Source organism: Rufibacter sp. LB8 (genome assembly GCF_014876185.1).
In the GTDB taxonomy this organism is placed as follows: domain Bacteria; phylum Bacteroidota; class Bacteroidia; order Cytophagales; family Hymenobacteraceae; genus Nibribacter.
In genome coordinates this window covers 193011-214873 of the sequence record NZ_JADALJ010000001.1, presented here as the reverse complement: position 1 = coordinate 214873, position 21863 = coordinate 193011, and the positions used below count along the sequence as shown (strand labels likewise).

The 21863-nt window shown below is 51.2% G+C and carries 21 protein-coding genes; 10 read left to right on the top strand and 11 right to left on the bottom strand.

All coding sequences use genetic code 11. From position 1 onward, the window contains the following. Positions 1–37 precede the first annotated feature (37 nt). A complete protein-coding gene (locus tag IMY23_RS00940) occupies positions 38–2353 on the top strand; it encodes a GH92 family glycosyl hydrolase (RefSeq protein ID WP_192820252.1) in 2316 nt (771 codons plus the stop codon). A gap of 62 nt (positions 2354–2415) precedes the next feature. Here IMY23_RS00940 and IMY23_RS00935 read toward each other — a convergent pair whose 3' ends face one another. The 6 genes from IMY23_RS00935 to IMY23_RS00910 form a co-directional block, all read right to left on the bottom strand. Then, the gene (locus IMY23_RS00935) at positions 2416–3225 is read right to left on the bottom strand and encodes an endonuclease/exonuclease/phosphatase family protein (protein WP_225986365.1); all 810 of its coding nucleotides are present in this window, start codon (positions 3223–3225) and stop codon (positions 2416–2418) included. A gap of 104 nt (positions 3226–3329) precedes the next feature. Beyond that, positions 3330–4325, bottom strand: a complete 996-nt coding sequence (gene mgrA, locus IMY23_RS00930) for an L-glyceraldehyde 3-phosphate reductase (protein ID WP_192820251.1) — start codon at positions 4323–4325, stop codon at positions 3330–3332. Positions 4326–4363: 38 nt separating this feature from the next. Then, complete coding sequence (locus tag IMY23_RS00925) at positions 4364–4894, bottom strand: hypothetical protein (RefSeq protein WP_192820250.1); 531 nt, start codon at positions 4892–4894, stop codon at positions 4364–4366. Positions 4895–4938: 44 nt separating this feature from the next. Further along, a complete protein-coding gene (locus tag IMY23_RS00920) occupies positions 4939–5793 on the bottom strand; it encodes a dienelactone hydrolase family protein (protein WP_192820249.1) in 855 nt (284 codons plus the stop codon). Between the two features lie 132 nt (positions 5794–5925). Further along, entirely contained in the window at positions 5926–8220 is a 2295-nt protein-coding gene (locus IMY23_RS00915) for a GH92 family glycosyl hydrolase (protein ID WP_192820248.1), read from the bottom strand. A 600-nt stretch (positions 8221–8820) separates the two neighbouring features. Further along, on the bottom strand, positions 8821–9759 hold the full coding sequence (locus IMY23_RS00910; protein WP_225986364.1) for an NADP-dependent oxidoreductase: 939 nt from the start codon (positions 9757–9759) through the stop codon (positions 8821–8823). Between the two features lie 285 nt (positions 9760–10044). Between IMY23_RS00910 and IMY23_RS00905 the strand changes: the two genes are divergently transcribed. From IMY23_RS00905 to IMY23_RS00895, 3 genes are all read left to right on the top strand, one after another. After that, the gene (locus IMY23_RS00905) at positions 10045–11505 is read left to right on the top strand and encodes an aminoacyl-histidine dipeptidase (RefSeq protein ID WP_192820246.1); all 1461 of its coding nucleotides are present in this window, start codon (positions 10045–10047) and stop codon (positions 11503–11505) included. Positions 11506–11966: 461 nt separating this feature from the next. Next, a complete protein-coding gene (locus IMY23_RS00900; RefSeq protein WP_192820245.1) occupies positions 11967–13043 on the top strand; it encodes a J domain-containing protein in 1077 nt (358 codons plus the stop codon). 177 nt (positions 13044–13220) lie between these two features. Continuing rightward, positions 13221–13418, top strand: a complete 198-nt coding sequence (locus IMY23_RS00895) for a CsbD family protein (protein WP_192820244.1) — start codon at positions 13221–13223, stop codon at positions 13416–13418. A 215-nt stretch (positions 13419–13633) separates the two neighbouring features. Here IMY23_RS00895 and IMY23_RS00890 read toward each other — a convergent pair whose 3' ends face one another. Then, entirely contained in the window at positions 13634–13954 is a 321-nt protein-coding gene (locus tag IMY23_RS00890) for a hypothetical protein (RefSeq protein ID WP_192820243.1), read from the bottom strand. A 305-nt stretch (positions 13955–14259) separates the two neighbouring features. Then, positions 14260–14601: an arsenate reductase (glutaredoxin) gene (gene arsC / locus IMY23_RS00885; protein ID WP_192820242.1), complete on the bottom strand. Its 342-nt coding sequence runs from the start codon at positions 14599–14601 to the stop codon at positions 14260–14262. Between the two features lie 44 nt (positions 14602–14645). On the opposite strand from arsC, the gene IMY23_RS00880 reads away from it, so the two are divergent. From IMY23_RS00880 to IMY23_RS00855, 6 genes are all read left to right on the top strand, one after another. Further along, positions 14646–15053, top strand: coding sequence for a hypothetical protein (locus IMY23_RS00880; RefSeq protein ID WP_192820241.1), 408 nt, complete (start codon positions 14646–14648; stop codon positions 15051–15053). A gap of 443 nt (positions 15054–15496) precedes the next feature. Next, positions 15497–15931, top strand: coding sequence for a hypothetical protein (locus IMY23_RS00875; protein WP_192820240.1), 435 nt, complete (start codon positions 15497–15499; stop codon positions 15929–15931). A 459-nt stretch (positions 15932–16390) separates the two neighbouring features. Further along, positions 16391–16894 (top strand): RNA polymerase sigma factor, encoded by a 504-nt coding sequence (locus tag IMY23_RS00870; protein ID WP_225986363.1) that lies wholly within the window; start codon positions 16391–16393, stop codon positions 16892–16894. Beyond that, complete coding sequence (locus tag IMY23_RS00865) at positions 16888–17472, top strand: hypothetical protein (protein ID WP_192820238.1); 585 nt, start codon at positions 16888–16890, stop codon at positions 17470–17472. The genes IMY23_RS00870 and IMY23_RS00865 overlap by 7 nt, the downstream gene beginning before the upstream one ends. A 114-nt stretch (positions 17473–17586) precedes the next feature. Then, positions 17587–17838, top strand: a complete 252-nt coding sequence (locus IMY23_RS00860; protein WP_192820237.1) for a hypothetical protein — start codon at positions 17587–17589, stop codon at positions 17836–17838. 158 nt (positions 17839–17996) lie between these two features. Further along, positions 17997–18239: a hypothetical protein gene (locus IMY23_RS00855; RefSeq protein WP_192820236.1), complete on the top strand. Its 243-nt coding sequence runs from the start codon at positions 17997–17999 to the stop codon at positions 18237–18239. A gap of 953 nt (positions 18240–19192) precedes the next feature. Here IMY23_RS00855 and IMY23_RS00850 read toward each other — a convergent pair. The 3 genes from IMY23_RS00850 to IMY23_RS00840 all read right to left on the bottom strand — a co-directional run bounded on the left by IMY23_RS00850 (position 19193) and on the right by IMY23_RS00840 (position 21812). Further along, on the bottom strand, positions 19193–20278 hold the full coding sequence (locus tag IMY23_RS00850) for an acyl-CoA desaturase (RefSeq protein WP_192820235.1): 1086 nt from the start codon (positions 20276–20278) through the stop codon (positions 19193–19195). Between the two features lie 397 nt (positions 20279–20675). After that, entirely contained in the window at positions 20676–21182 is a 507-nt protein-coding gene (locus IMY23_RS00845; RefSeq protein ID WP_192820234.1) for a DinB family protein, read from the bottom strand. A gap of 210 nt (positions 21183–21392) precedes the next feature. After that, a complete protein-coding gene (locus IMY23_RS00840) occupies positions 21393–21812 on the bottom strand; it encodes a hypothetical protein (RefSeq protein WP_192820233.1) in 420 nt (139 codons plus the stop codon). Positions 21813–21863 lie beyond the last annotated feature (51 nt).

Below are 21863 nucleotides of genomic sequence, written 5' to 3'. Positions count from 1 at the left end.
TTTGGGGTTCATTTCCAAAACAGAGCCCGAAAACGCAATGAACCTTCTCGCCCGCCTTTGCCTTCTTTTCTGCTGCACTTGTTTGTTTCTGCCTCCACTCCATGCGCAGCAGAAAACCAAACCCACCATAGAATTGGCAGACTTGGTGAACCCGCTGATGGGCACAGACTCCAAGCCCGAACTCTCCAACGGCAACACCTACCCTACCATTGCCGTGCCCTGGGGCATGAACTTCTGGACGCCGCAGACCGGCACCATGGGCAACGGCTGGGCGTACACCTACGCCGCCGACAAAATCAGAGGATTCAAACAAACCCACCAACCCAGCCCCTGGATGAATGACTACGGTCAGTTTGTGATCATGCCCGTGACCAAAAAAATGAAGTTTGACCAGGACGGCCGCGCCAGCTGGTTTTCGCACAAATCAGAAATTGTCAAGCCCTATTATTACAGCGTGTACCTGGCAGACCATGACGTGACGGCTGAAATAACACCCACCGAGCGCGCCGCCCAGTTCCGGTTCACCTACCCGCAGGCCGATAGTTCATTTATAGTGATTGACGCGCTGGACCGAGGTTCTTACATCAAAGTGCTTCCCAAGGAAAACAAAATCATAGGCTACACCACCCGCGCCGCCCGCAGCAACCCCAAGAACTTCAAAAACTACTTTGTGATCTATGTTGACAAGCCCATTGCCATGGCACGCACGTTCAGAGGCAAAGCTTTGGCCGGGAAAGATTCTTTGGAATTGACCTCTAATCACTCCGGTGCCATCATCGGGTTCAAGACCAGTAAAGGAGAGAAAGTGAATCTGCGGGTAGCCTCCTCGTTCATCAGTTTTGAGCAGGCCGAACTGAACTTGAGCCGCGAATTGGCCAAGGATAATTTTGACGCAACTAAAGAGAAAGCCCGCAAAATCTGGAACCAGACTTTGAACCGAATTCAGTTGGAGGGCGGCTCTGACGAACAGCAACGCACCTTTTATTCCTGCCTGTACCGCACGCTGTTCTTCCCGCATAAGATGTACGAGCTGGACGCTGCCGGTAAAGTGGTGCATTACAGTCCGTACACTGGTGAGACCTTGCCGGGCTACCGCTTCGCTGGGACCGGTTTTTGGGACACGTTTAGGGCGCTGTACCCGTTCCTGAATTTAATGTTCCCCGGCATCAACAGAGAAATGCAGGAAGGCCTGATCAATGATTTCAAGGAAGGCGGCTGGCTACCCGAGTGGTCCAGTCCCGGTTACGCCGATATCATGGTGGGCAACAATTCGGCCTCAGTGGTGGCTGATGCTTACATCAAAGGCTTGCGCGGGTATGACATTGAAAAACTGTATGAAGCCTTGGTGCACAGTGCCAACAATGAAGGTCCTATTTCAGCCATTGGCCGGAAGGGCGCAGAGTATTACAAGAAATTGGGCTACGTGCCGTATGACGTGAAAATCAACGAGAACGCCGCCCGAACTTTGGAATATGCCTATGACGATTTCACTATTTACCAATTGGCCAAAGCCTTAAAAAAACCACAAGCCGAGATTGACCTGTACGCCCAACGCAGCCAGAATTACCGCAAACTCTTTGACCCGGCCACCGGCCTCATGCGCGGAAAAAACCAGGACGGCACCTTTCAATCGCCGTTTAACCCGTTCAAATGGGGCGATGCGTTCACCGAGGGCAACAGCTGGCATTACTCCTGGAGCGTGTTTCATGACGTGCAGGGCTTGGTGGATTTGATGGGCGGGAAAGAAAACTTCGTCAAGAAGCTGGACTCCGTTTTCACGCTCCCGCCGGTGTATGACGAAAGTTATTATGGTTCTGTAATCCATGAAATACGCGAGATGCAGATTGCCAACATGGGCCAGTACGCCCACGGCAACCAACCCATTCAGCACATGATTTACCTTTATAACTACGCCGGTGCGCCCTGGAAAACGCAGTATTGGGTACGAGAAACCATGAACCGCATGTACAAACCCACCCCAGACGGCTACTGCGGCGACGAGGACAATGGCCAAACCAGCGCCTGGTACGTGTTCAGCGCCATGGGTTTCTACCCCGTCTGCCCCGGCACCACGCAATATGTATTGGGCGCGCCGCTCTTCCCCAAAATGACGTTAACCCTGGAAAACGGTAAAAAATTAGTCATTGAAGCTCCTAAAAACAATGACGCAAACCGCTACGTGCAAGAACTGAAGTTGAATGGCAAGACACATGACAAGAATTGGGTAGATCATTTTGACTTATTGAAAGGCGGTACCCTGAATTTTGACATGACGGACAAACCGAATACCAAGCGCGGCACAGAACAAAGCACATTTCCGTATTCCTATTCTTCGCCGTTGCAGCAGAAATAAAAATTCCCGTTTTCGGGCTCATTTTCAGAAATGAGCCCGAAAACGGGAATTTTGGATTACGCTTACTTCAGCCCCAACTCTGCCACAATAGGCAAATGGTCAGACGCGTAGGTTTCCTGTATGACCAGATGGCTTTTGACAGTAAATCTGGCCGCTGGCGTGTACGCGATGAAGTCAATGGCCTTGGTAGAGTTGATGACCGGGAACGTGGGCGCGCAGTCCTGGCAGGTTCTGGTGAACAGCGCGTCTAACCGCTGAATGGATTCTGAGCCCGGCGTGGCGTTGAAATCGCCGGCAATCAGGAACGGTTCTTTCAAGGTGGCCTGAACTTTGGCAATGGCGTCTAATTGCGCTAATCGGTTGGCGGGGTTGCCTTTCTCGTCCAGGTGCGTACTGCCTATCCAGATTTTCTGCCCGTTGGGCAACTGCACTGCCGCTAAGGCCAGCGCCCGCAGTTCGGCATTGGTTCCCTCCAGAATCGGCAAGGCTACCACTTGCGCGTCTAGCAGCGGGAATTTTGACAGAATGGCCACGCCATAATCGCCACCGTCATAGTCCAGCGCCTTCCCGAAGAAGTAATACATGCCCAGTTTTTCCGCTATGATTTTGGCCTGGTCCACGCCGCCGGAGCGCTTGGTATGCACGTCCACTTCCTGCAAAGCCACCAAATCTGGGTTCTGTTGCCGAATAACCGCTATGGTGGCGTCTAAATCTATGAATTTCGGTTTGGAGGGTGGATTGCCATGCCTGATGTTGTAAGACATAACCCGTAAAGTCGTCTCTTTCTGGTTGTTGGCACCAGTTGTTGTTTTGCAGGCGCTTACACCCAGCACCACAAAAAAGCACGAAACAAGAAAAGTGAGACGGTTCATCTAGTTCGGGGAGTTAAAAATTTGGCATGTAAAGGCCGGGACAAAAAGCTTTTCCGTTTTCGGCCTCATTTCCTGAATTGAGCCCGAAAACGGAAAATAAGGTTTTACTTCTGCGCCAGCACCTGTTCAATCTGCGTTAATTCATCTGGGCTGAAGGTGGTGTTCTGCATGCACTTGAGCGAATCTGCCAACTGAGCCGGCGAGCTGGCCCCAATCAGTACCGAGGTCACGCGCGGGTCTTTCAGCAGCCAGGCCAAGGCCATCTGCGCCAACGACTGCTCTCGGTTTTGCGCCAGGTCATTCAACTGCCGGATCTGCTGCAGACGGCCTTCGGTGAGGTCTTCTTCTTTCAAAAATCCGTGCGGTTTGGCCACGCGGGAGTTTTCCGGAATTCCTTTCAAATACTTGTTGGTCAATAAACCTTGCGCCAGCGGCGAAAACGGAATGCAGCCCACGCCCTTCTCCTCCAGCAAATCTAGCAGGCTTTCCTCTACCCACCGCACAAACATGGAGTATTTGGGCTGATGAATCAGGCACGGCGTACCCAATTCCTTGAGAAGTTGAATGGCGCGGCGGGCCTCGGGCGTTTCATAATTGGAGATGCCCACGTACAGCGCTTTTCCCTGCCGAACGAGTAAATCCAGGGCGCCCATGGTTTCTTCCAGCGGCGTGTCGGGGTCTGGCCGGTGGTGGTAAAAAATGTCTACGTAATCCAGACCCATGCGCTGTAGGCTGGCGTCCAGGCTGGCGACCAGGTATTTCTTGGAGCCCCAGTCATTGTAAGGCCCTTCCCACATCTTGTAGCCGGCCTTGGTAGAAATGATCACCTCATCGCGATAGTTTCCAAAATCCTCCTTCAGAATTTTTCCGAAGTTTTCCTCGGCGGAGCCAGGTGGCGGACCGTAATTGTTGGCCAGGTCAAAATGGGTCACGCCCGCGTCAAAGGCTTCACGCAGAATCTGGCGGGAATTCTCCAGCACATCTACGTGCCCGAAGTTGTGCCACAAGCCCAGCGAAAGTGCCGGTAATTTAAGACCGCTGTTGCCGCACCGGCGGTAGTCCATGGTGCTGTAACGGGCGGGGGAAGGAGTATAAGGCATGTGTATAGTTCTTGTTTTGAAACTAAAAGTCTGAAGGATTAAAGTTTTATCCAAACCGCTTCATCTTCCTTTAACTCTTTTAAAAAATCAGAATCAAGTTTGGAGACAGGCAAAGATACTTCAGATAAGACGTTTACCTTTTCATTTGTGATCATCCCCGAAAACTGGTGATACATAATTCCGATTTCAGGCAGGGAAGTTTTTAAGCGCGAATCGTTCAAAAAGCTCAGCCACGTTTTAGTTTCTTCCGCATCACTTATGGTTTCTTGAGCTATTCTATCTTCGTACACCTTCTGCTTCTGCGTTATCAGCAACGCAATTCTGTTTTCCGAGAAACGCTTTCGTTCCAATTTACTCCGTTCCTTGTCCCAGTTAAGAACTTCCGGGTTTGCCTTATGCTTTTTTCCTAAAACAGAATCACAGTCGCAGTCTTTGGTCCTTGTCAGATGGAATTTTGCTTCAACTGAAATGTTAGATGCAGTTAAAGTGTATTCAACAAAGTTGAGCCCGTGATCTGCTGCTATCAACTTTACCTGGACAGCGTTGAAAGGCGACTTTGTCACTAACATATTAAACTGACACATGCAATTCTATAAATATCAGGAACAATTTCTTACTTCAGCTTTCTGTTAAACAACTCCAACGTGCGGTCCCAGGCCAATTTGGCGGCTGCTTCATGGTAGCGCGTGGGCGAAGAGGTGTTGTTGAACGCGTGGTTGGCCCCTTCATAGACAAACAATTGGTGCTTAGTACCCGCCGCTTTCAAAGCCGTTTCAAAAGCCGGGATTCCAGCGTTCACACGTTCGTCAAGACCACCGTAGTGCGCCATGAATTCGGCTTTGATTTTGGGCACGTCTGCTGCCTCTGGTTGCCGACCGTAATACGCCACGGCGGCATCTAGGGACGGCGAATGGATGGCCATTTGCGCGGCCAAAGCCCCGCCCCAACAAAAACCTACCACGCCGGTTTTGCCGTTGCCGTTTTTGTGCTTCTCCAGGTACTCCAGGCCTTTCACGAAGTTGGTGATGTTCTGTTTGGCATCTAGTTTCGCGAACAAACCGCGGGCTTCATCTTCATTGGCGGGCGTACCCCCAAACACCGACAACGCATCTGGCGCGATGGCCAGAAATCCTGCCTGGGCCACGCGCATGGCCACGTCTTTGATGTGCGGGTTGAGTCCTCGGTTTTCATGGATGACCATGACAGTGCCCAACTTCTTTCCTTCAGGTTTAACCTGGAACGCTTTCATGGTCACGCCTTCGGCACCGGGGTAGGTGATGTCCTCGGCTTTCAGGTCTTTGTCGGGGACCACGGTGGCGGCGTTGGCGTAATTGTTTTCCAGCAGCGGCAGAACTGTCATGGCCAGCGCCAGGCTACCCGTGAGTTTGGCTAAGCGATTGATGAACTCTTTGCGCGAAAGCGGCGCATGGGTGTATTCGTCATAGAGATTGATAATGCGCTGATCCATGGTAGGTTGTAGTTAGTTGGTAGTGAATAGTTGCTTGCGGTATTTCTGTTTTCGGCCTCATTTCCAGAATTGAACCCGAAAACGCCTTACAAAATCTCCCCTCTCCGTTGGGGAGGGGCTGGGGGTGGGGCCTTACTTCTTCGGTTTGCCAGTCATGTAAAATACCAGCTTTCCGCCTTTGGCAATGTCTGCATGATTCAGGAAGGGTTGCGCCAGCACCTTGCCGTTGAGCTCCACCTTCTTCACAAACACATTTTTGGCGCTTTGGTTTTTGGCTTCAATGGTAAAGGTCTTTCCGTTCTCCAGATTTATGGTGGCTTCCAGCACAGCAGGACTGCCCAGCGCATATTGTTCCGCACCGGGGGCCACAGGATAAAAGCCTAAAGAACTGAACAAATACCACGCGCTCATCTGGCCGCAGTCATCGTTGCCGCCCAGGCCGTCTGGCGTGGCCTGGTACTGTTTTTTGAGAATCATGCGCACGCGTTCCTGGGTTTTCCAGGGCTGGTTTGTCCAGTTGTAGAGGTAGGCGGCGTGGTGCGCGGGCTCATTGCCGTGCACGTAGTTTCCAATGATGCCCTCGCGGGTGATGTCTTCGGTATCGGCGAAGAATTCGTCTGGCAAATGCATGGTAAACAGGGAATCCAGGTGGGGTACGAAGCGCTTGTTCCCGCCCATGGCCTGAATCATGGCGGCGGGGTCATGCGGCACGTAGAGGCTGTAGTTCCAGGCGTTGCCTTCAATGAACCCTTGGTTGTGCGTGCTCAACACATCGAACTCTTTCTTGAAGGTGCCGTCGCTCAGTTTGGGCCGCATGAACCCGATGCTTTTGTCATAAACATTTTTCCAGTTCTGGGCGCGGCGGCTAAATTCCTGGTAAATATCCTGTCGGTCCAGTTTCTGGGCGATTTGGGCGATGCACCAATCGTCATAGGCATACTCCAAAGTTTTGGAGACGGAGGAACTGTTCTTGTCTTCGGGCACGTAGCCCAGTTGCATATAGTACTGCAGGCCGTCATAATACCCTTGTCGCGCGGTGGTCACGCAGGCGTCAAGCGCGCGATTAGCATCACCGGTGTACGTCCCTTTTAAGATGGCATCGGCAATTACACTCACGCTGTGGTAGCCAATCATGCACCAGTTTTCGTTGGCGTGGTGCGACCACACAGGCAGCATGTTGTGCACGCTTTGGTCATAGTGCGCCAGCATACTTTCAACCATGTCACTGTTGCGTTTGGGCTGCACAACATTAAACCACGGGTGCAGCGCGCGGTAGGTGTCCCAGAGTGAAAAGGTGGTGTAGTTGGTGAAGCCGTTGGCCTGGTGGTTGTTCTGGTCCAGGCCGCGGTATTGGCCGGTCACGTCTTGGTAGGTGGTGGGGCCGAGGAACGTGTGGTAGAGCGCGGTGTAGAAATTAATGTAGTCGTCTTTGGTGGTGAGCGCGGCGCGTACTTTGCCTAGTTCTTTATTCCAGAGGGCCTGGCTTTCGTTTTTCACGCGGTCAAAATCCCAATGCGGCACCTCGGCGCGCAGGTTGGCCAGCGCGCCCTGCGTACTCACTGGTGACAGCGCAAACTTGATTTTTATCTTCTCCCCTTCCTCGGTTTTAAAATCGAAATACGCCCTGATTTGCTTGCCCGCCATCTCCGGGAAATTCTTGCTTTGGTCAAACTTTCGCCAGAATCCTTTGTACACCTGCGCCTTGCTGTAGTCTTTGTTGCCGTAGCTGATGAAGGGTTTGGAAAAGGCCATCGCGAAATATACGGTTCGGGTGCGGGCCCAGCCATTGGTTTGGCGGTAACCGGTAATCAGGGTGTCGTTCTCAATTCTGATGAACGTCCAGACGTTCTTGTCTTCGTAGTTGTAGATGCCATGCATCAAATCCAGGATCACGTGCGCTTCGTCAGACTTTGGGAACGTGTACTGGTGCATGCCCACGCGGTTGGTGGCGGTGAGTTCGGCGGTGATGTTGTGGTCGTCCAGTTTTACGCGGTAATAGGCGGGCTCCGCGCGCTCGTTGTCATGGGAGAATTTAGACCGATAACCTGTCTCGGGATTGTTCTCAGTGCCAGGATTTAGTTGCAGTTTGCCGGTAGTGGGCATTAACAGAAAATCGCCTAAATCTGAATGGCCCGTGCCGCTGAAATGCGTATGGCTGAAGCCCACAATGGTAGGGTCACTGTACTGGTAGCCCGCGCAGTATTTGTACACGTCTTTGTTGTATTTGCCGTTCACCTCGTAGGGAATGGTGTCCGTGTCCGGGGATAGCTGCACCATGCCGAACGGTACCGTAGCGCCGGGGTACGTGTGGCCCATTTTGTGCGTGCCAATCAAGGGGTTCACCCAGCGTACCAAGTCAAACAGCGGCTTTTGCGCGAAGGCAGAAAGTTGGCAGAACAAAAAAGCAAGAAGCAGAAGTTTTCTCATGGCGCTTGGCTAAGAAGAAGGTTAGCAAGCTGAAAGATAAGCAACCGTCCTAGAAAACCGATACTGCGCAAACAAAGATTGACTCCCGTTCCGTTTTCGGGCTCATTTCTGAAAATGAGGCCAAAAACGGACACAGAGCACCAGCCTTTTATGACGCTTATTCGCCTTTAAATTTATCCCGATTTGAAAATAATCTGAAAGGGCTATTGCTTCTAGACAGGTGTTGTTTTTATGATTGGGTTTGGCTGATTAATAAACTTTGGCTTTTGGATAGGTTCTGACTTTTGGATAAGCTTTGGCTGTTAATATTGTTTCCGAATGTCGATATTGTTTCGGATGTCTGTATTGATTTGGCTACCGAATCACATTTGATATTTGAATTGGTCCTGCCATATTTTTACCATTTGAACTAGGACTCCCATATCAATAGGCCCAGGCTGTAGCCAGGGTAACGCAAAGAGTCAAAATCGGCTTTAGCCAAAAAACTAGTTTGGCTAAAGCCGATAAATGTTATTTCCATTTTACCCTGGCTAAAGCCAGGGCCTATTGATGCTAAAATCTACTTTTGTTGATTTCAGGATGAATTCCACAAAAATACACCTAAGGCACCACTACAATTTTGCCCTTGGTGTGGTGGCTGGCAATTTGGTCCAGGGCTTTGGCGGCGTGGTCAAGGGAGTAGGTTTCGCTTACGTGCACGGTGAGTTTTCCGGCTTCGGCCAATTCCCGAAGTTCCTCTAATTGTCGCGCGTTGGGTTCCACAAACACGTAATGGAAGTTGATATTTTGGGGCAAGCCCTGGCCTTGGTGCAGAATGGACACCAGCGTACCGCCCGTCTTGAGCGCTTTCAGGCTTTGTTGCAGGGTGTCGCCGCTGGCGGCGTCAAAAATCAAATCCACGCCGTCTGGGAACAGGTTTTTCACGGCCTCGCCCACGTCCTGGCCGTTGTAATCAACTACATGGTCGGCGCCTAGTTTCAGCATAAACGCGTGGTTTTTCTGGCTGGCCACGCCAATAACCGTAGCGCCTTTCTCCTTGGCCAACTGTATGCCCAGCGTCCCAATTCCGCCGGAAGCGCCCAAGATCAACACGTTTTGCCCGGCCTGCAATTGGCCTTTGTCAAACATACTCTGGTACGCCGTGAGGCCCACCAACGGAATGCCCGCCGCTTCCGCAAAACTCAGGTTCTTGGGTTTTTGGGCCAGGTAACTTTCGGGTAAGACAATGTACTCAGCAAACGTTCCGCCCTGCACGGTGGGCCTGCGGGCATAGGCATACACCTCATCGCCCACGTTAAAGCGGCGCGCGCTGAAGCCGCGGTCTTCCACCACCCCGGCCACGTCCCAGCCCGGTATGGCCGGAAACTCCACGGGCAACATGCCTTCCAAATAACCCGCCATCACCACAGCGTCCACGGGGTTTACGCCGGCGGCTTTCACGCGCACCAACACTTCGCCTTCCTTTACCTCTGGAAGGGGTAATTGGCCAACTTTGATGTTCTCTGTTCCGCCGAAGACATCATAATACGCGGCTTTCATTTTTTTATCCATGAGTTCTGTCAGTTTAAAGTTCTGCTGTAGTCTTTTACTTTTTACTAGCTCAGTAGTTTTCCCAGAATGGTTTAATGACGTATTTTCAGGCGAAAACAATTTCCGTTTTTGGCCTCTAAACTGGAAATGAAGCCGAAACCAGACGCCTCAAAACAGGTTTTTGCCCGAACGGAGTCGAATGTGTTTAGTACCTTTACCGTGCAAGTATCCCCTGCTGCCCTTGTTTTTCATCTACTTGAAGCTGCGGGCAGTACATCTTTAAACCAGAAAACCATGAACACAGACATAGCCAACCTGGAACCCCAACCGCTTTGGAAACACTTCGCTGAACTGAATTCGGTGCCCCGCCCCTCCAAAAAAGAAGAACGCGTGATCAAGTTCATGCAGGACTTCGGGAACAGCCAGGGTTTTGAGACCATCACAGACGAAGTGGGCAATGTGATCATCCGGAAACCCGCCAGCCCGGGCATGGAAGACCGCCAGACCGTAATCCTGCAAAGCCACCTGGACATGGTACACCAGAAAAACGCCGATACGGATTTCGATTTTGAAAGCCAGGGCATTGAGATGTACATTGACGGCGATTGGGTAAAGGCCAAAAGCACCACCCTGGGCGCCGACAACGGCATTGGCGTGGCCACCATGATGGCGCTGCTTACCCGCAAAGACATTGCGCACCCGCCGCTGGAACTGCTTTTCACCATTGACGAGGAAACCGGCATGACCGGCGCCCAGGGCCTGAAAGGCGGCCTGCTCAAAGGCTCTATTTTATTGAACCTAGACACCGAAGATGACCGTGAACTCACCATTGGCTGCGCCGGCGGCGTTGATGTGACCGCCACGGGTTCTTACAATGAAGAGAACATTCCGTTTGACTTTGTGGGCTACAAGCTGAACCTCACCGGCCTCACCGGCGGGCATAGCGGCATGGACATTCACCTGGGCCGCGGCAACGCCAACAAATTGATGAACCGCCTGCTTTACCAGGCCACCGACAAGTTCAACGCCCGCGTGTACAGCATTGACGGCGGCAGCCTGCGCAACGCCATCCCCCGTGAGTCGTTTGCCGAAGTGGCCGTGCCCGAGGCCAAAGCTGAACTGTTTGAGGCCTTCCTGGAGAAACAGACCGACATTCTACAAGCCGAGTATTCCCTCACCGACCCTAACCTGCAACTGCAGGCCGAGCCTATTGATTTGCCGTCATCGGGGATTTCCTATGATTTCCAGAACCAATTGCTGCGCGCGCTCTACGCCTGCCCCAACGGCATTTACCGCATGAGTCCGGCCATTGCGGGCTTGGTGCAGACCTCTAACAACCTGGCGCGCGTGCTGGTGAAAGACGGCACCTATTCCATTCAATGCCTCACCCGCAGTTCCGTGGATTCTGAGAAGCTGGACTTGGCGCAAGCCATACAGAGCACCTTTGAACTGGCCGGTGCCAGCGTGACCCAGAAAGGCGCCTACCCCGGCTGGACCCCAGACCCAACCTCCACCATTGTGGCCACCATGACCAATCTGTACAAAGAACTGTTCCAGGAAGAACCCCACGTAAACGCCTGCCACGCCGGTTTGGAATGTGGTATTTTGGGTACCAACTACCCAGAATTGGAGATGATTTCCTTCGGCCCTACAATCACCGGCGCGCATTCCCCAGATGAGAAAGTGCAGATCAGTTCCGTTCAGAAATACTGGAAGTTCTTGCTGGAGACCTTGCAGCGCGTGCCTGTTCGTTAATGGTTGATGGTCCTTTAAGGTAAGGTGCTGTTTTTGGCTTCATTTCCGGAAATGAAGCCAAAAACGGAACTGCAAAATTTCTTGTATTCTGGGAGTTGCTTAAGGAGATTCTTTGGCAGAGACACTCGTAGGAGCTGCGCACGCTACGAGGTCTTCTGAGCAAGCGTTTTTCGGGACCTCCACCGTAGAGACAAGGCAGTGCGTTGTCTCTACAACCAGCAACAGAATTCCAGTTTCGCCTTCATTTCCAGTCCAGAGCCCGAAAACGCCATTTACAAAAAGGCTCCCCTCCTGTTTAGGAGGGGCTGGGGGTGGTCAACTTTTCCAGCCTTTCCATCGAGCGCCTCGTGGCCGTGAGTGCTCGGAGCTAAACTATGGAAAAGGCCGTCTTGTAAAACTCAGGCATAAAGAACCTTTGCAACAAAAGCAGACCAAGCATCCCAATACTTATTACTCGCCCCATGGCTACTTCAGAAAACGCCTCGCAACTACCCACCTTCAACCCCAGCGGCAAAGCCCATTTGTCTGCCTTGCAGGAGCAGTTCAACACGTACGTGACGGCGGTAGATGAACTCAAGTCGCGGTTGGCCGAGCGGCAGCAACAGACCCAGGAAATTCAGACGAGGTTGCAGAAAGAAGTACAGCCGCTGGTTCGGGAAATGGTGGAGCGGCGCGTGGCCTTGGTGCAGTACTTAGACCAATTCTATAGCCAGACGGACTTGCCAAAGTTAGAGCAGGAAAAGCTGGCCGGGTTTATCAAAAACCAGGCATCGTTCTTAGTGCAGCACCATGACGCGCAGGAAATGGAGGAAATTCTACGGCGGTATTCTGAGCCAGTCCCCAATTCTGCTGCAAGACCAGATAAAAATAGCGCCAAAGAAGAAACCCAGCACCTACTCAAGCATGTGCTGGGGCTAGACGTGCAACTGCAGGATTTGCAGGACCTGGAGGCGTTTCAGGCGCGGCTGGACCAGCAGATGCAGGAAGAGCAGGAAAAACGCGAGGCGCAACGCACCCACCGCCAGAAAGAGAAAGCGCAGCAGAGCAAGGAAGTAAAACTCAAGAAAGAACTGGAGAGCATCAGCAAGGCCAGCCGCCGGTTGTACACCACCCTGGCCAAACTCCTGCACCCCGACACCGAACGCGACGAAACCGCCCGCCACTGGAAAGAGGAAGCCATGAAAAAGGTGACCGTGGCCTACCACCAAGATGATTTCTTTGAACTGCTCAGGCTCCAGATGGAATTCATGCATGAACAGGAACAGGTGCTGGCCAAGGTGCCTGAAGACCAACTGGCGTATTACGTGCGCCTCTTGCAGGAGCAACTCCAGGAACTGGAAGAAGAGCAGGGTGAATTCCACTTGGGCACGGCGGGACAGCTGTTGCAGGACTTCGGGGGTACGGCTAAGCAGCGGGAGGCCAAGTTCAGGGCCGCCAAACGCGGGCTCAAAGAAGAGATTCAGCAACTGGAGTTCGCATTGGCAGACTTCCAGGATCCGGCCGCAGTGCGGGCGTTTATCAAAGGATTATCTCTTTAGAAAAATAAAGGCCTGTTCCAGAAAATTTCTTCCAGCACCAACTATCTGTTTTCAAGCGCATTATGAAAACAGAGCCCAAAAACGCAAAAAAAGGGTATAAATACCATGGCTGGTTGTTCAACCCGTGTAGAGGCGTTCGCGTATATCAAAACATCTCTATATCTAACCATTTATATCATGGAAACACACGAAGGAGAATATAGAGCTCGCGGGAACTGGAACGAACTCAAGGGCAAAATGAAGATGGCGTACGGCGATCTCACCGATGATGATCTTGCGTATGACGAGGGTCAGGAAGACAAGTGGTTGGGTAAGCTGCAGCAGAAGCTGGGCAAGACCGAGCACGAAATCAAGAGCTGGCTCAAGTCTCTCTAAGTTTTGCACCCAGTCTATCTCCTGCCGCCTGGCCTGTTCGGTAGGGCCCGGGGAACCAGACGACCGAGTTCTACACCAGCCGCTTGGCAAGTACGTTACACAAAAAGAAACCCGCACCAGAAGTGCGGGTTTCTTTTTGTGCAAAAGGGTGTAGGCTGTCTGGTTTTTGTTGTATGTCTGGGCCTGGCACACTTGGCGCAAGCCTGGTAAAATTCTTATTTGGTGAAAACGGCCATGGAGGCACCCGCACCAGAGGCCAGGTATTGTTTGAACATCTCTTGTTGGGCGGGGCTCAACTCCACAATAATGGCGGCGGAGAACTTCTCGTTTATCTCCTGCACGCTGGTGCGGCCGGCTTTCTCTTCTTCCTGGCGGGCGTTTACCAGGCTTTTCACGCGTAGGTACTGACTTTCATTCAACTGCAACACCACAGACAATTCACGGGCCACAGAAACCGGCGAACTGGTGTTGGTGCCGGCAAAAGAAGTACCTACTACAGAAAGAAAAAGGAAAAAGGCGAAGATGGAAGTTTTCATGTGGGTTTAAATTGTTTGGCAGTGTTTGATGTTTCAAAAGTAGGGCATGGCTACCGCCCATTTTTTACTTTTAGACCAAACGTATCAAGCACTAGTTAAACCCACTTAAAACGAAAGTCGAACTAAAACACCCCACTAAAAAATCGGTTGAATGGCATTATTTGCTCGGTAAACCCATTTTAACCACATCTCAAACTCCACCAGTGACCAACTTTCCCTGGAAAAAATCAGTAAATGCTTTATTGGTATCAAAAGGGAACAACCAAGAATTCATCAACGAATTTCTTAACCAAGTTCTGCCCCAATTACAGAATAGTCAGCACGTTCTGCGGCGGCCGACCAATGACGGCTTTGTCGCCGTGTACTACAATGGGGCGTTCTATGAGCACTGGGTTCTGGGTTAACACCTGTAGCCATTCGTCTGCGGTGAGGTGCTGGGTGGCGTAGACTTCTTTGTAGAGGGCCTCCCCTTTCCTAATAATGTCTTCGGGGCCCAATTGCAGCTTGGCCAGCAGGTCGCGCAGCTCAGCTACGGTGGGCGGCGAGGTCAGGTAATTGATAACATTAACGGGCTGCGTGCTGTTTTCTAACAAAGCCAGCGTTTCACGGCTTTTGCTGCAGCGGTTGTTGTGGTAAATGGTGATCATATTTTCCTATTTTTACGTTCTGACCTAGTTTTTGCTTTACCTGTATGTTGCTCTACAAAGATAGCCTGGTTGAATTACAATATGAGGTAGCCACCGATGTACTTTCCATGGAATGGCCAGATGTAACGGGCTTCTCCAAGTCAGAAATCAGTCACTACCTGCAAAAAGTGATTGACACGCTCAAGCATTATGACGTGCGCCGGTATTTGATTGACAGCCGCCATAACAAGGTTGAAGTAACCGAGACTGAGCAGAAGAACATTGCCTACCAGTTCAGCACAGAGCTGCTCAAGACCCGCGTCAATAAGATGGCCCGCGTGGTGGGCCAAAACACAGAAAAAGAACGTCGCGTAGAGAACATGCGGCAACAACTGGTGGCAGAACTTCCCTTTGAAATGGAGTACCAGGAATTTACTGACATGGCTACCGCCCTAAGCTGGCTGAAAGCCTAATTTTTTATCGTTCTGCCGTAGATTTTTCTTTCTCTGGAAATCCTTCGGTCAGTATACTACAACACGCGCCAAGTTTTCCAGCTTTACAAAAAGTGTTTTCCCGTTTTAGGCCTCATTTCTGAAAATGAGCCCTAAAACACGTGCTCTGTCGTGCCCTCCCTTCTGTAATTCCGCTTCTGGAAATCACTCCGGCAGAAATTCCCTTCTCCTATACTTGTCCATCTTTCTTTGGCCACCCACGCCGTTATGTTAACTACAGAAAATTTTGTTTTTTCCCGCGATAAATATAGCGACACATGCATACTTTTTTACTTGTTTTGAGTATAACAAAAAACACAGACGCAGACATAACAATACCTGGCCTACCTCACGCTTTGGCCGCCTGACATACCCATTTTTTTAAATTATTTAATATTTCATGTACTACAAAACTACCCATCGCCATGAACCGCCACGCCACCACCCTGTTAAAAAGCAATTGCTATGAAATAGTGCTTTTCCCCCAATGGCTAATCTTGCAAATGAACTGGTTGGGGAACCCGTCATCGGTGCAGTACCGGGAGGGCTCGCAGCGTTTCATTGGATTCCTGGAAAAATACCACTGCAAAAAATTACTCTCAGACAGCACTAAACGCGGCACGCCCCTGCCCCAGGACATGCTCTGGATCACGCATTACCTGGTGCCCAATCTTTGCCAGGAAGGCGTGGAGCAACTGGCCCTGGTAGTACCCAACAACCCTAACCACGCCCGCGAACTGGAACTCTGCCTCATGACCGGCGCCGTCTGTTACCAACTCCAATTCTTCCATTCCACCGCTGAGGCCTTTGACTGGCTTAAATCTGACCAAAACCATTTATCTGGCGCCGCCGTGGCGTGAATTATTAAAGTCAACCCCCACGCAACAGAGAGGGCATTTTCTGTCCTATCCGTTTTTTGGCTCAATTCCGGAAATGGGGCTTAAAACGTTCCCGCGCGCCAGAGGCCTGTGCCTTCCGGAAGCTTCTGCCGTAGTAAAAGGTAATTCTGACCCATAAGCCATTTCCGCAGAAACCCTCCAGATGAGACGTATTTTGTGACCCTGATGGTGGTGGGCAGGATAGATGTTTTTACCAGACGGGCATACAAAGATCTTTAGTGGAGAATCTACACTATTGCCAGCAGAGAAAAAAGCCATATCTGTTTGCCTGCGTCATCAAGCCCCAAAATGCAATCCAGAAAAAAGCCACTCTTTGTTGGGGAGGGGTTGGGGTGGGGCTAATTTTTTTTCGCGTCACCTGTCATATTTACGCGGCGGCCTCTACTAACAACGTGAACCCGGCCACCACCGCCCATGCCCATGCCTTTAGAAACGCTTTTCCTGGACCTGCTGGAGACAGACAAGCACCGCATCTTCCGGATTTGCCGAAGCTTCGCGCCAGACCCCGAGGCCGCCCAAGACCTGTTCCAGGAAACCGTGCTCCAACTTTGGAAGTCGTTGCCTACGTTCAGGGGCGAGGCCCACATACGCACCTGGGTGTACCGCGTCACGCTCAACGTCTGCCTGCAGGGTCGCCACCAGTACAAACGCCAGCAGCGCCAGACCGTGCACCTGGACAGCATCCAGTTCGGGAATGTGCCCGAGGTAACGCCAGACCCAGACCAGGAAGCGCGGCTGCAGGCCCTGCACACCTGCATCCAGAAACTGAACGAAACCGACCGCTCCCTGGTGCTGCTCTACCTGGAAGACTTGCCTTACAAAGAAATTGCCACCGTCACCGGCCTCTCAGAAAACCACGTGGCCGTCAAGATGAAGCGCATCAGAGAAAAACTGTTCACCTGTTTACAACCCGCCCTATGCTAGACCAAGAACTGAAAGATTTGTGGCAAAGCCCCCAGGCGTCAACCTCCATCACCCTCCAAAAAGACCGACTCATGCAAGAAGTAACCATCCACGCCGAATTCATTGACGAAAAAATAAGAAAACGTGACCGCCTAGAAATCTGGGCGGCCGCCGCGCTCATTCCCATCTCTTTGGGTTTGGCGTATTGGTTTCCGCAGCCCTTGGTCAAACTGAGTTGGGTGCTCACCGTGTTCTGCTGCCTGCTGCTTATTTACCAACTCAAGAAAGGCGCGCGCCACCGAGTCAAAGATTTCTCCGTGCCCCTGGGCGACTACTTGCACCAGTACCGCTTATATTTACAAGAACAGATTAAGATGCTGCAACGGGTAGTGTTCTGGTACATTTTGCCCTTCAGTTTCTGCCAGTTGCTTTATTTTTACGGCTTGGGCCGGGAAGGCTGGCACATGGGCATAAACCTGATTGTGTTGGGAGTGATCAACTACGTGATTTACCGTAAAAACCAGACGGCCGTGCATGACGATTTAATGCCCCAGTTGGAGAAAGTAGAACAGACCCTGGCCCTGCTGGAGAAAGAATAAATCCTGGCAACAACTAAAATCAAGCCCGAAACCGGTATTTTTGCAGGGCGTTAGACCCCAACGCCGGAAACTTAATGCCAGGGTTCTGTCGTTGGAAAAGTACAGCCCTTGCCTATGCTAGAATACTCCCTGTTTGACAAGAAAGCTCCCAAAGACCAGGCCCAGGCGTTGGCCCAACGCGGCATACAACTGGCGCAGCGCCAACACAAAACCTGGCAAGTGACGCTATACTCTTTAGACAATTATTACGTGGAAACCTGGGCCCGCCACGGCCTTGAAATCATGACCACCTTCCGGAAACCAGAGGCTGCGCTGGAAATCATGGAACCTTATTTAACCGGCCTCACCGCTCCCTCTCTCCCCTAACAAGCTGCCTTCTTCTTCAGGCACATTGCTATTTCAACCCCGTTTTCGGGCTCATTTCCAGAAATGAGCCCGAAAACGGGGTTTTGTTTTCTCGGCCATTCCCCATCTTTTTTCCGCATCGTCCGTTACAGGTTTACTTTCCATCAATATTTCCCCACATGACCCAACGCGAAGTCACCGACCAAGACAACCTCACCTGGACCTGTGTGCAAGCCTACGCCGGACTGGAAGGCAAAGCCGCCGAAAAAGCCACTGAACTTGCCACTTCTGAAACGGGCACCGTCACCGTTGTCTGCACCCCCAGCGGCCAGGCCCAAACCGTGCGCCTGCAATTGCCAGAGACGTGGCTGGAAAGTGTTTCTGATGAAGCATTGGTAAAGGAAATTGCCGCAGCCCGGTAAAGGACTATTTTGACTGAAATTGTAGCCTTGCCGCTCAGTTTAGCCTGTTGTTTTGTTTAGGCTATTACTCTGTTTAACCTGCCTTTGTAGGTATTCAAAACCGAGTTAAAAACTTCCTGCTGTAAATCTTTCAACCATCAGCCCACCAAAGTCATCCTGAGCCTGTCGAAGGATCTAACGAAGATTCATACTTTGCTTATTCATTGCTGCTGTTGTGCAAGCAATTTGCCTTACTTCTTTTGCCGTCTTCGCCGTTGTTGGTCTTATCACCAACAACCTGAACTGCGTTTCCAGCTGCTTTTGTGCACGCAATTTGCCTTCCTTCCAAATAACCGCTGCATCCTAAGTTCTACAAGGCGGCCCTTTCCATAGCTGGGCTCCGAGCGCTCACGGCCGCGAGGCACCGCCTTCCCCTCTCGCACTGCCCGTCTTGGCCATAGCTGTTCTCTTCTTTTAGCCCTGGCCATACAAGGCCAACCCGCGAGGCGCTCGATGGAAAGGCTGGAAAAGGTGCTAGTTGTTAGGCAGTCTGCGTTTTGGGCATCAGCAGTGTCGCCAATTCAAAAGACTTCACAGGTTTCTAAAACCTGTGTGGTCTGCGACAATTGCGTTTCCGGGCTCTGAATTGGAAATGGAGCCTAAACTGGGAAATGCGTGTACTGGTTGTAGAGACCAGGCACTGCCTTGTCTCTACGGTGGAGGAACCGACGAACGCTTGCTCAAAGACCTCGTAGTGTGCGAAGCTCCTACGAGAGTCTCTGCCAATGACCTACGTATTTCAGAAAAACTCCCCTCTCCATTGGGGAGGGGCCGGGGGTGGGGCTTTTCTGTCCTAGGAGGGGTTGGGGGTGGTCACCGGTTTCACCCTCATTTCCAAAACAGAGCCCGAAAACGCAGAAACCCCGCCCCAAAGACTGGAACGGGATTTCAACATACCTATGGAACGTGTTTCTTTACCGCTGCACCAGAACCGGCTGTAGGGCTAACTGGCGTAAATGCGCAATATGCGACATGATGGCGGTTCTGGTCTTCGGGTATTCATTGTAGACCACCCCAAACTCCGCGCAGGCTTCTTTGATAATCTTGCTGATGGCCGGGTAATGCACGTGGGAAATTCTTGGAAACAAATGGTGCTCAATCTGGAAGTTCAGACCGCCGGTCAGCCAGCTTACAATCTTGTTGTTGGTAGCGAAGTTGGCAGTGGTTTTCAACTGGTGCAGCGCCCATTCGTCTTCAATGCGGTTGGTAGCCACGGTAGGCATGGGGAAATGCGTATGCTCCACGGTGTGCGCCAGCTGGAACACAATGCTCAGCACCAGCCCGGTGAACATGCCGTACAGCAAGAAACCAGCTAACCAAGGCAGAAACCCGACGGTGTAAATAGGCACCACCACAAACAGCACAAAGTGCATCACCTTAAATCCCCAGAAGGAAAGGTGGTCAGTTTTGGTCATTTTCTTGATTGGAATATCGCCTACTTTCTGGGTGAAGTACTTAACGTAATCTGTAAAGAAAATCCAGTACAGGTACAGCATGGCGTACGCGCCCCAGAAATAATAATGCTGGTATTTGTGCATTTTAAGGTGTTCCTGGTTATCGCAGAGGCGCAGGAAGGGTTTGGCGTCCAGGTCGTCATCTACGCCGTCAATGTTGGTGTAGGTGTGGTGTATGAGGTTGTGCTTGGTGGTCCACATGTGGATGTTGGCGCCCAACATGTTCAGAGAAAGGCCGGCCAGTTCATTAACCCATTTCTTCTTGCTGAAGCTTCCGTGGCCGCCGTCATGCATCACGTTGAAACCGATGGCCGCTGTCACGCCGCCCAGCAAAAGGCATTCCACCAGGGCCAACCATACGTTGGGTGTGAAGAACACCAGGTGCACGTACAGCAAAACCAGGCTGGTCATGAGAATGGCTGCCTTGAGCCAGAGTTTGTAATTGCCCGTAGGCGACGCCCCAATTTCCTCAAAATAGGCATTGGTGCGGTTCTTAAGTTCTGAGTAAAACGAAGTGGTGGGTGCAATGAATTTGGGTGTTGCCATAAATCTTAATAGTTGCAAAAAAGCTATAGAGCTTTCTCAACGGAAACCGTCAATCAAATCCATAACATCTTGGAAAGGTAACGCTTTCTTAGTCAGTATTAATTCAGTTCTCCCTGAAATGAGCTCTTTTATTTCTATATACGGCCAAGACCACCTACTTGGTTCTAGGGCAATTCACTTCCGGTAAAAATGTTTTATTGCTGCCGAATGGCTGGCCCTCAAGGTCTTGGCCTCCCCTGGAAGGCTTGCTGATCCCTAGTGCTGGCTGCTTAGTTCCTCCCGAAGATGTTATGATGGGCTTGGAATTTACCGCAAAAAAGTCGGCACCGAAGCCGTTTTCGGGCTCATTTCTGAAAATGAGCCCGAAAACGGCTTCGGCTGTTCTGGAAAGGAAAGGCTATCCACTGAACCCTTCATCGGCGGAGGGCCCGTACATGCCTGGCACCGGCACGTCCAGCAAGCGCAGGTACACGCTCAATTGCCCGCGGTGATGGATGACGTGGTTCATGGCCATGGTTCTGATCACCGCCTGCTTGGGAAGCGACATAATCACGTGCTCGCCGTTGCGCATGGTCCAGGTTTTGCCAATTTCCACTATGTTGGTGTGGTCCAGTGCCTTGCTGGCTTTTTTGCAGTTGTCTTCAAAGAACTGCATGAGCTCCTGGTGGGTAGTGCCCGTGAAAGGCGTGTATTTCTGTTTGGTGAAGTCCAGTTCCTCGGCCTGCAGAACGCCGGCAATGAACATGGCGGGCAGTTCGGCCACGTGGGCGGCCAGTTCTTTCAGGGTCATGCTCTTGGCATGCGGCCTCCAGTCAAAGTGCTCCTGTGGCACGCGTTCCAGCATTTTCTTGGTGTTGGCGGCTTCCTGCTCAAACTGCCTGAGGAGTTTGTGGTTCAGTTCCATAGTCTGTAGTTTGTAGGTGGTGTGGTCCCGTAAGATATGTAATTTATACGGACCGATACAACAGGAAACAGGGAAGATTTTATAACCTCAAATGCAAGCTTCTTCCTTGCTACCTAACTTTTTACCAATTACGAAGCACGTTTGTCACTTTACGCCAGTTCTCTCAATCATTCAGGATTTCAGTTGTAAAAATAAAAATCCCGAGGCTTGTCACCTATTTATCTCCTTCTCTAAAAATACCTCATTTCCCTTCGAGAAAGCCTCAATTAAAAGTGCGGCCTGCTCTTTGGATTGGTCATGGACTTCAGTGGTGTAGTCCTCTTTCACTTTCTGCCGAAGACCGAAAAACTGGCTGACCGTTTTTGGCCTTTGGTAAAAAACATAGAAGAAAATTCGGCCATTCTCTTCCACGCCAGACACCATTAATTTCTGCTTGGTCTGCTTGTTCTCAAAATTAAGGGTAGGCGAAAAGTGAATATCCTCTTCTTTGGAGTTATTCATTTTCTGCAGCCAGTCTGCCCAAGGGTAATTCAGGAAATAAGAAACCAATTGCTCTCCTTCCATGGTCTCTAACGCAACAGCTTCTGCCTGAAAAGGGCTGGTGAACGTGCAGTGGAAAATGGGCATCATTATCTGAATTTCCTTTTTTAGTGAATGGCCCCACCGAAGCAGGCTGTACCT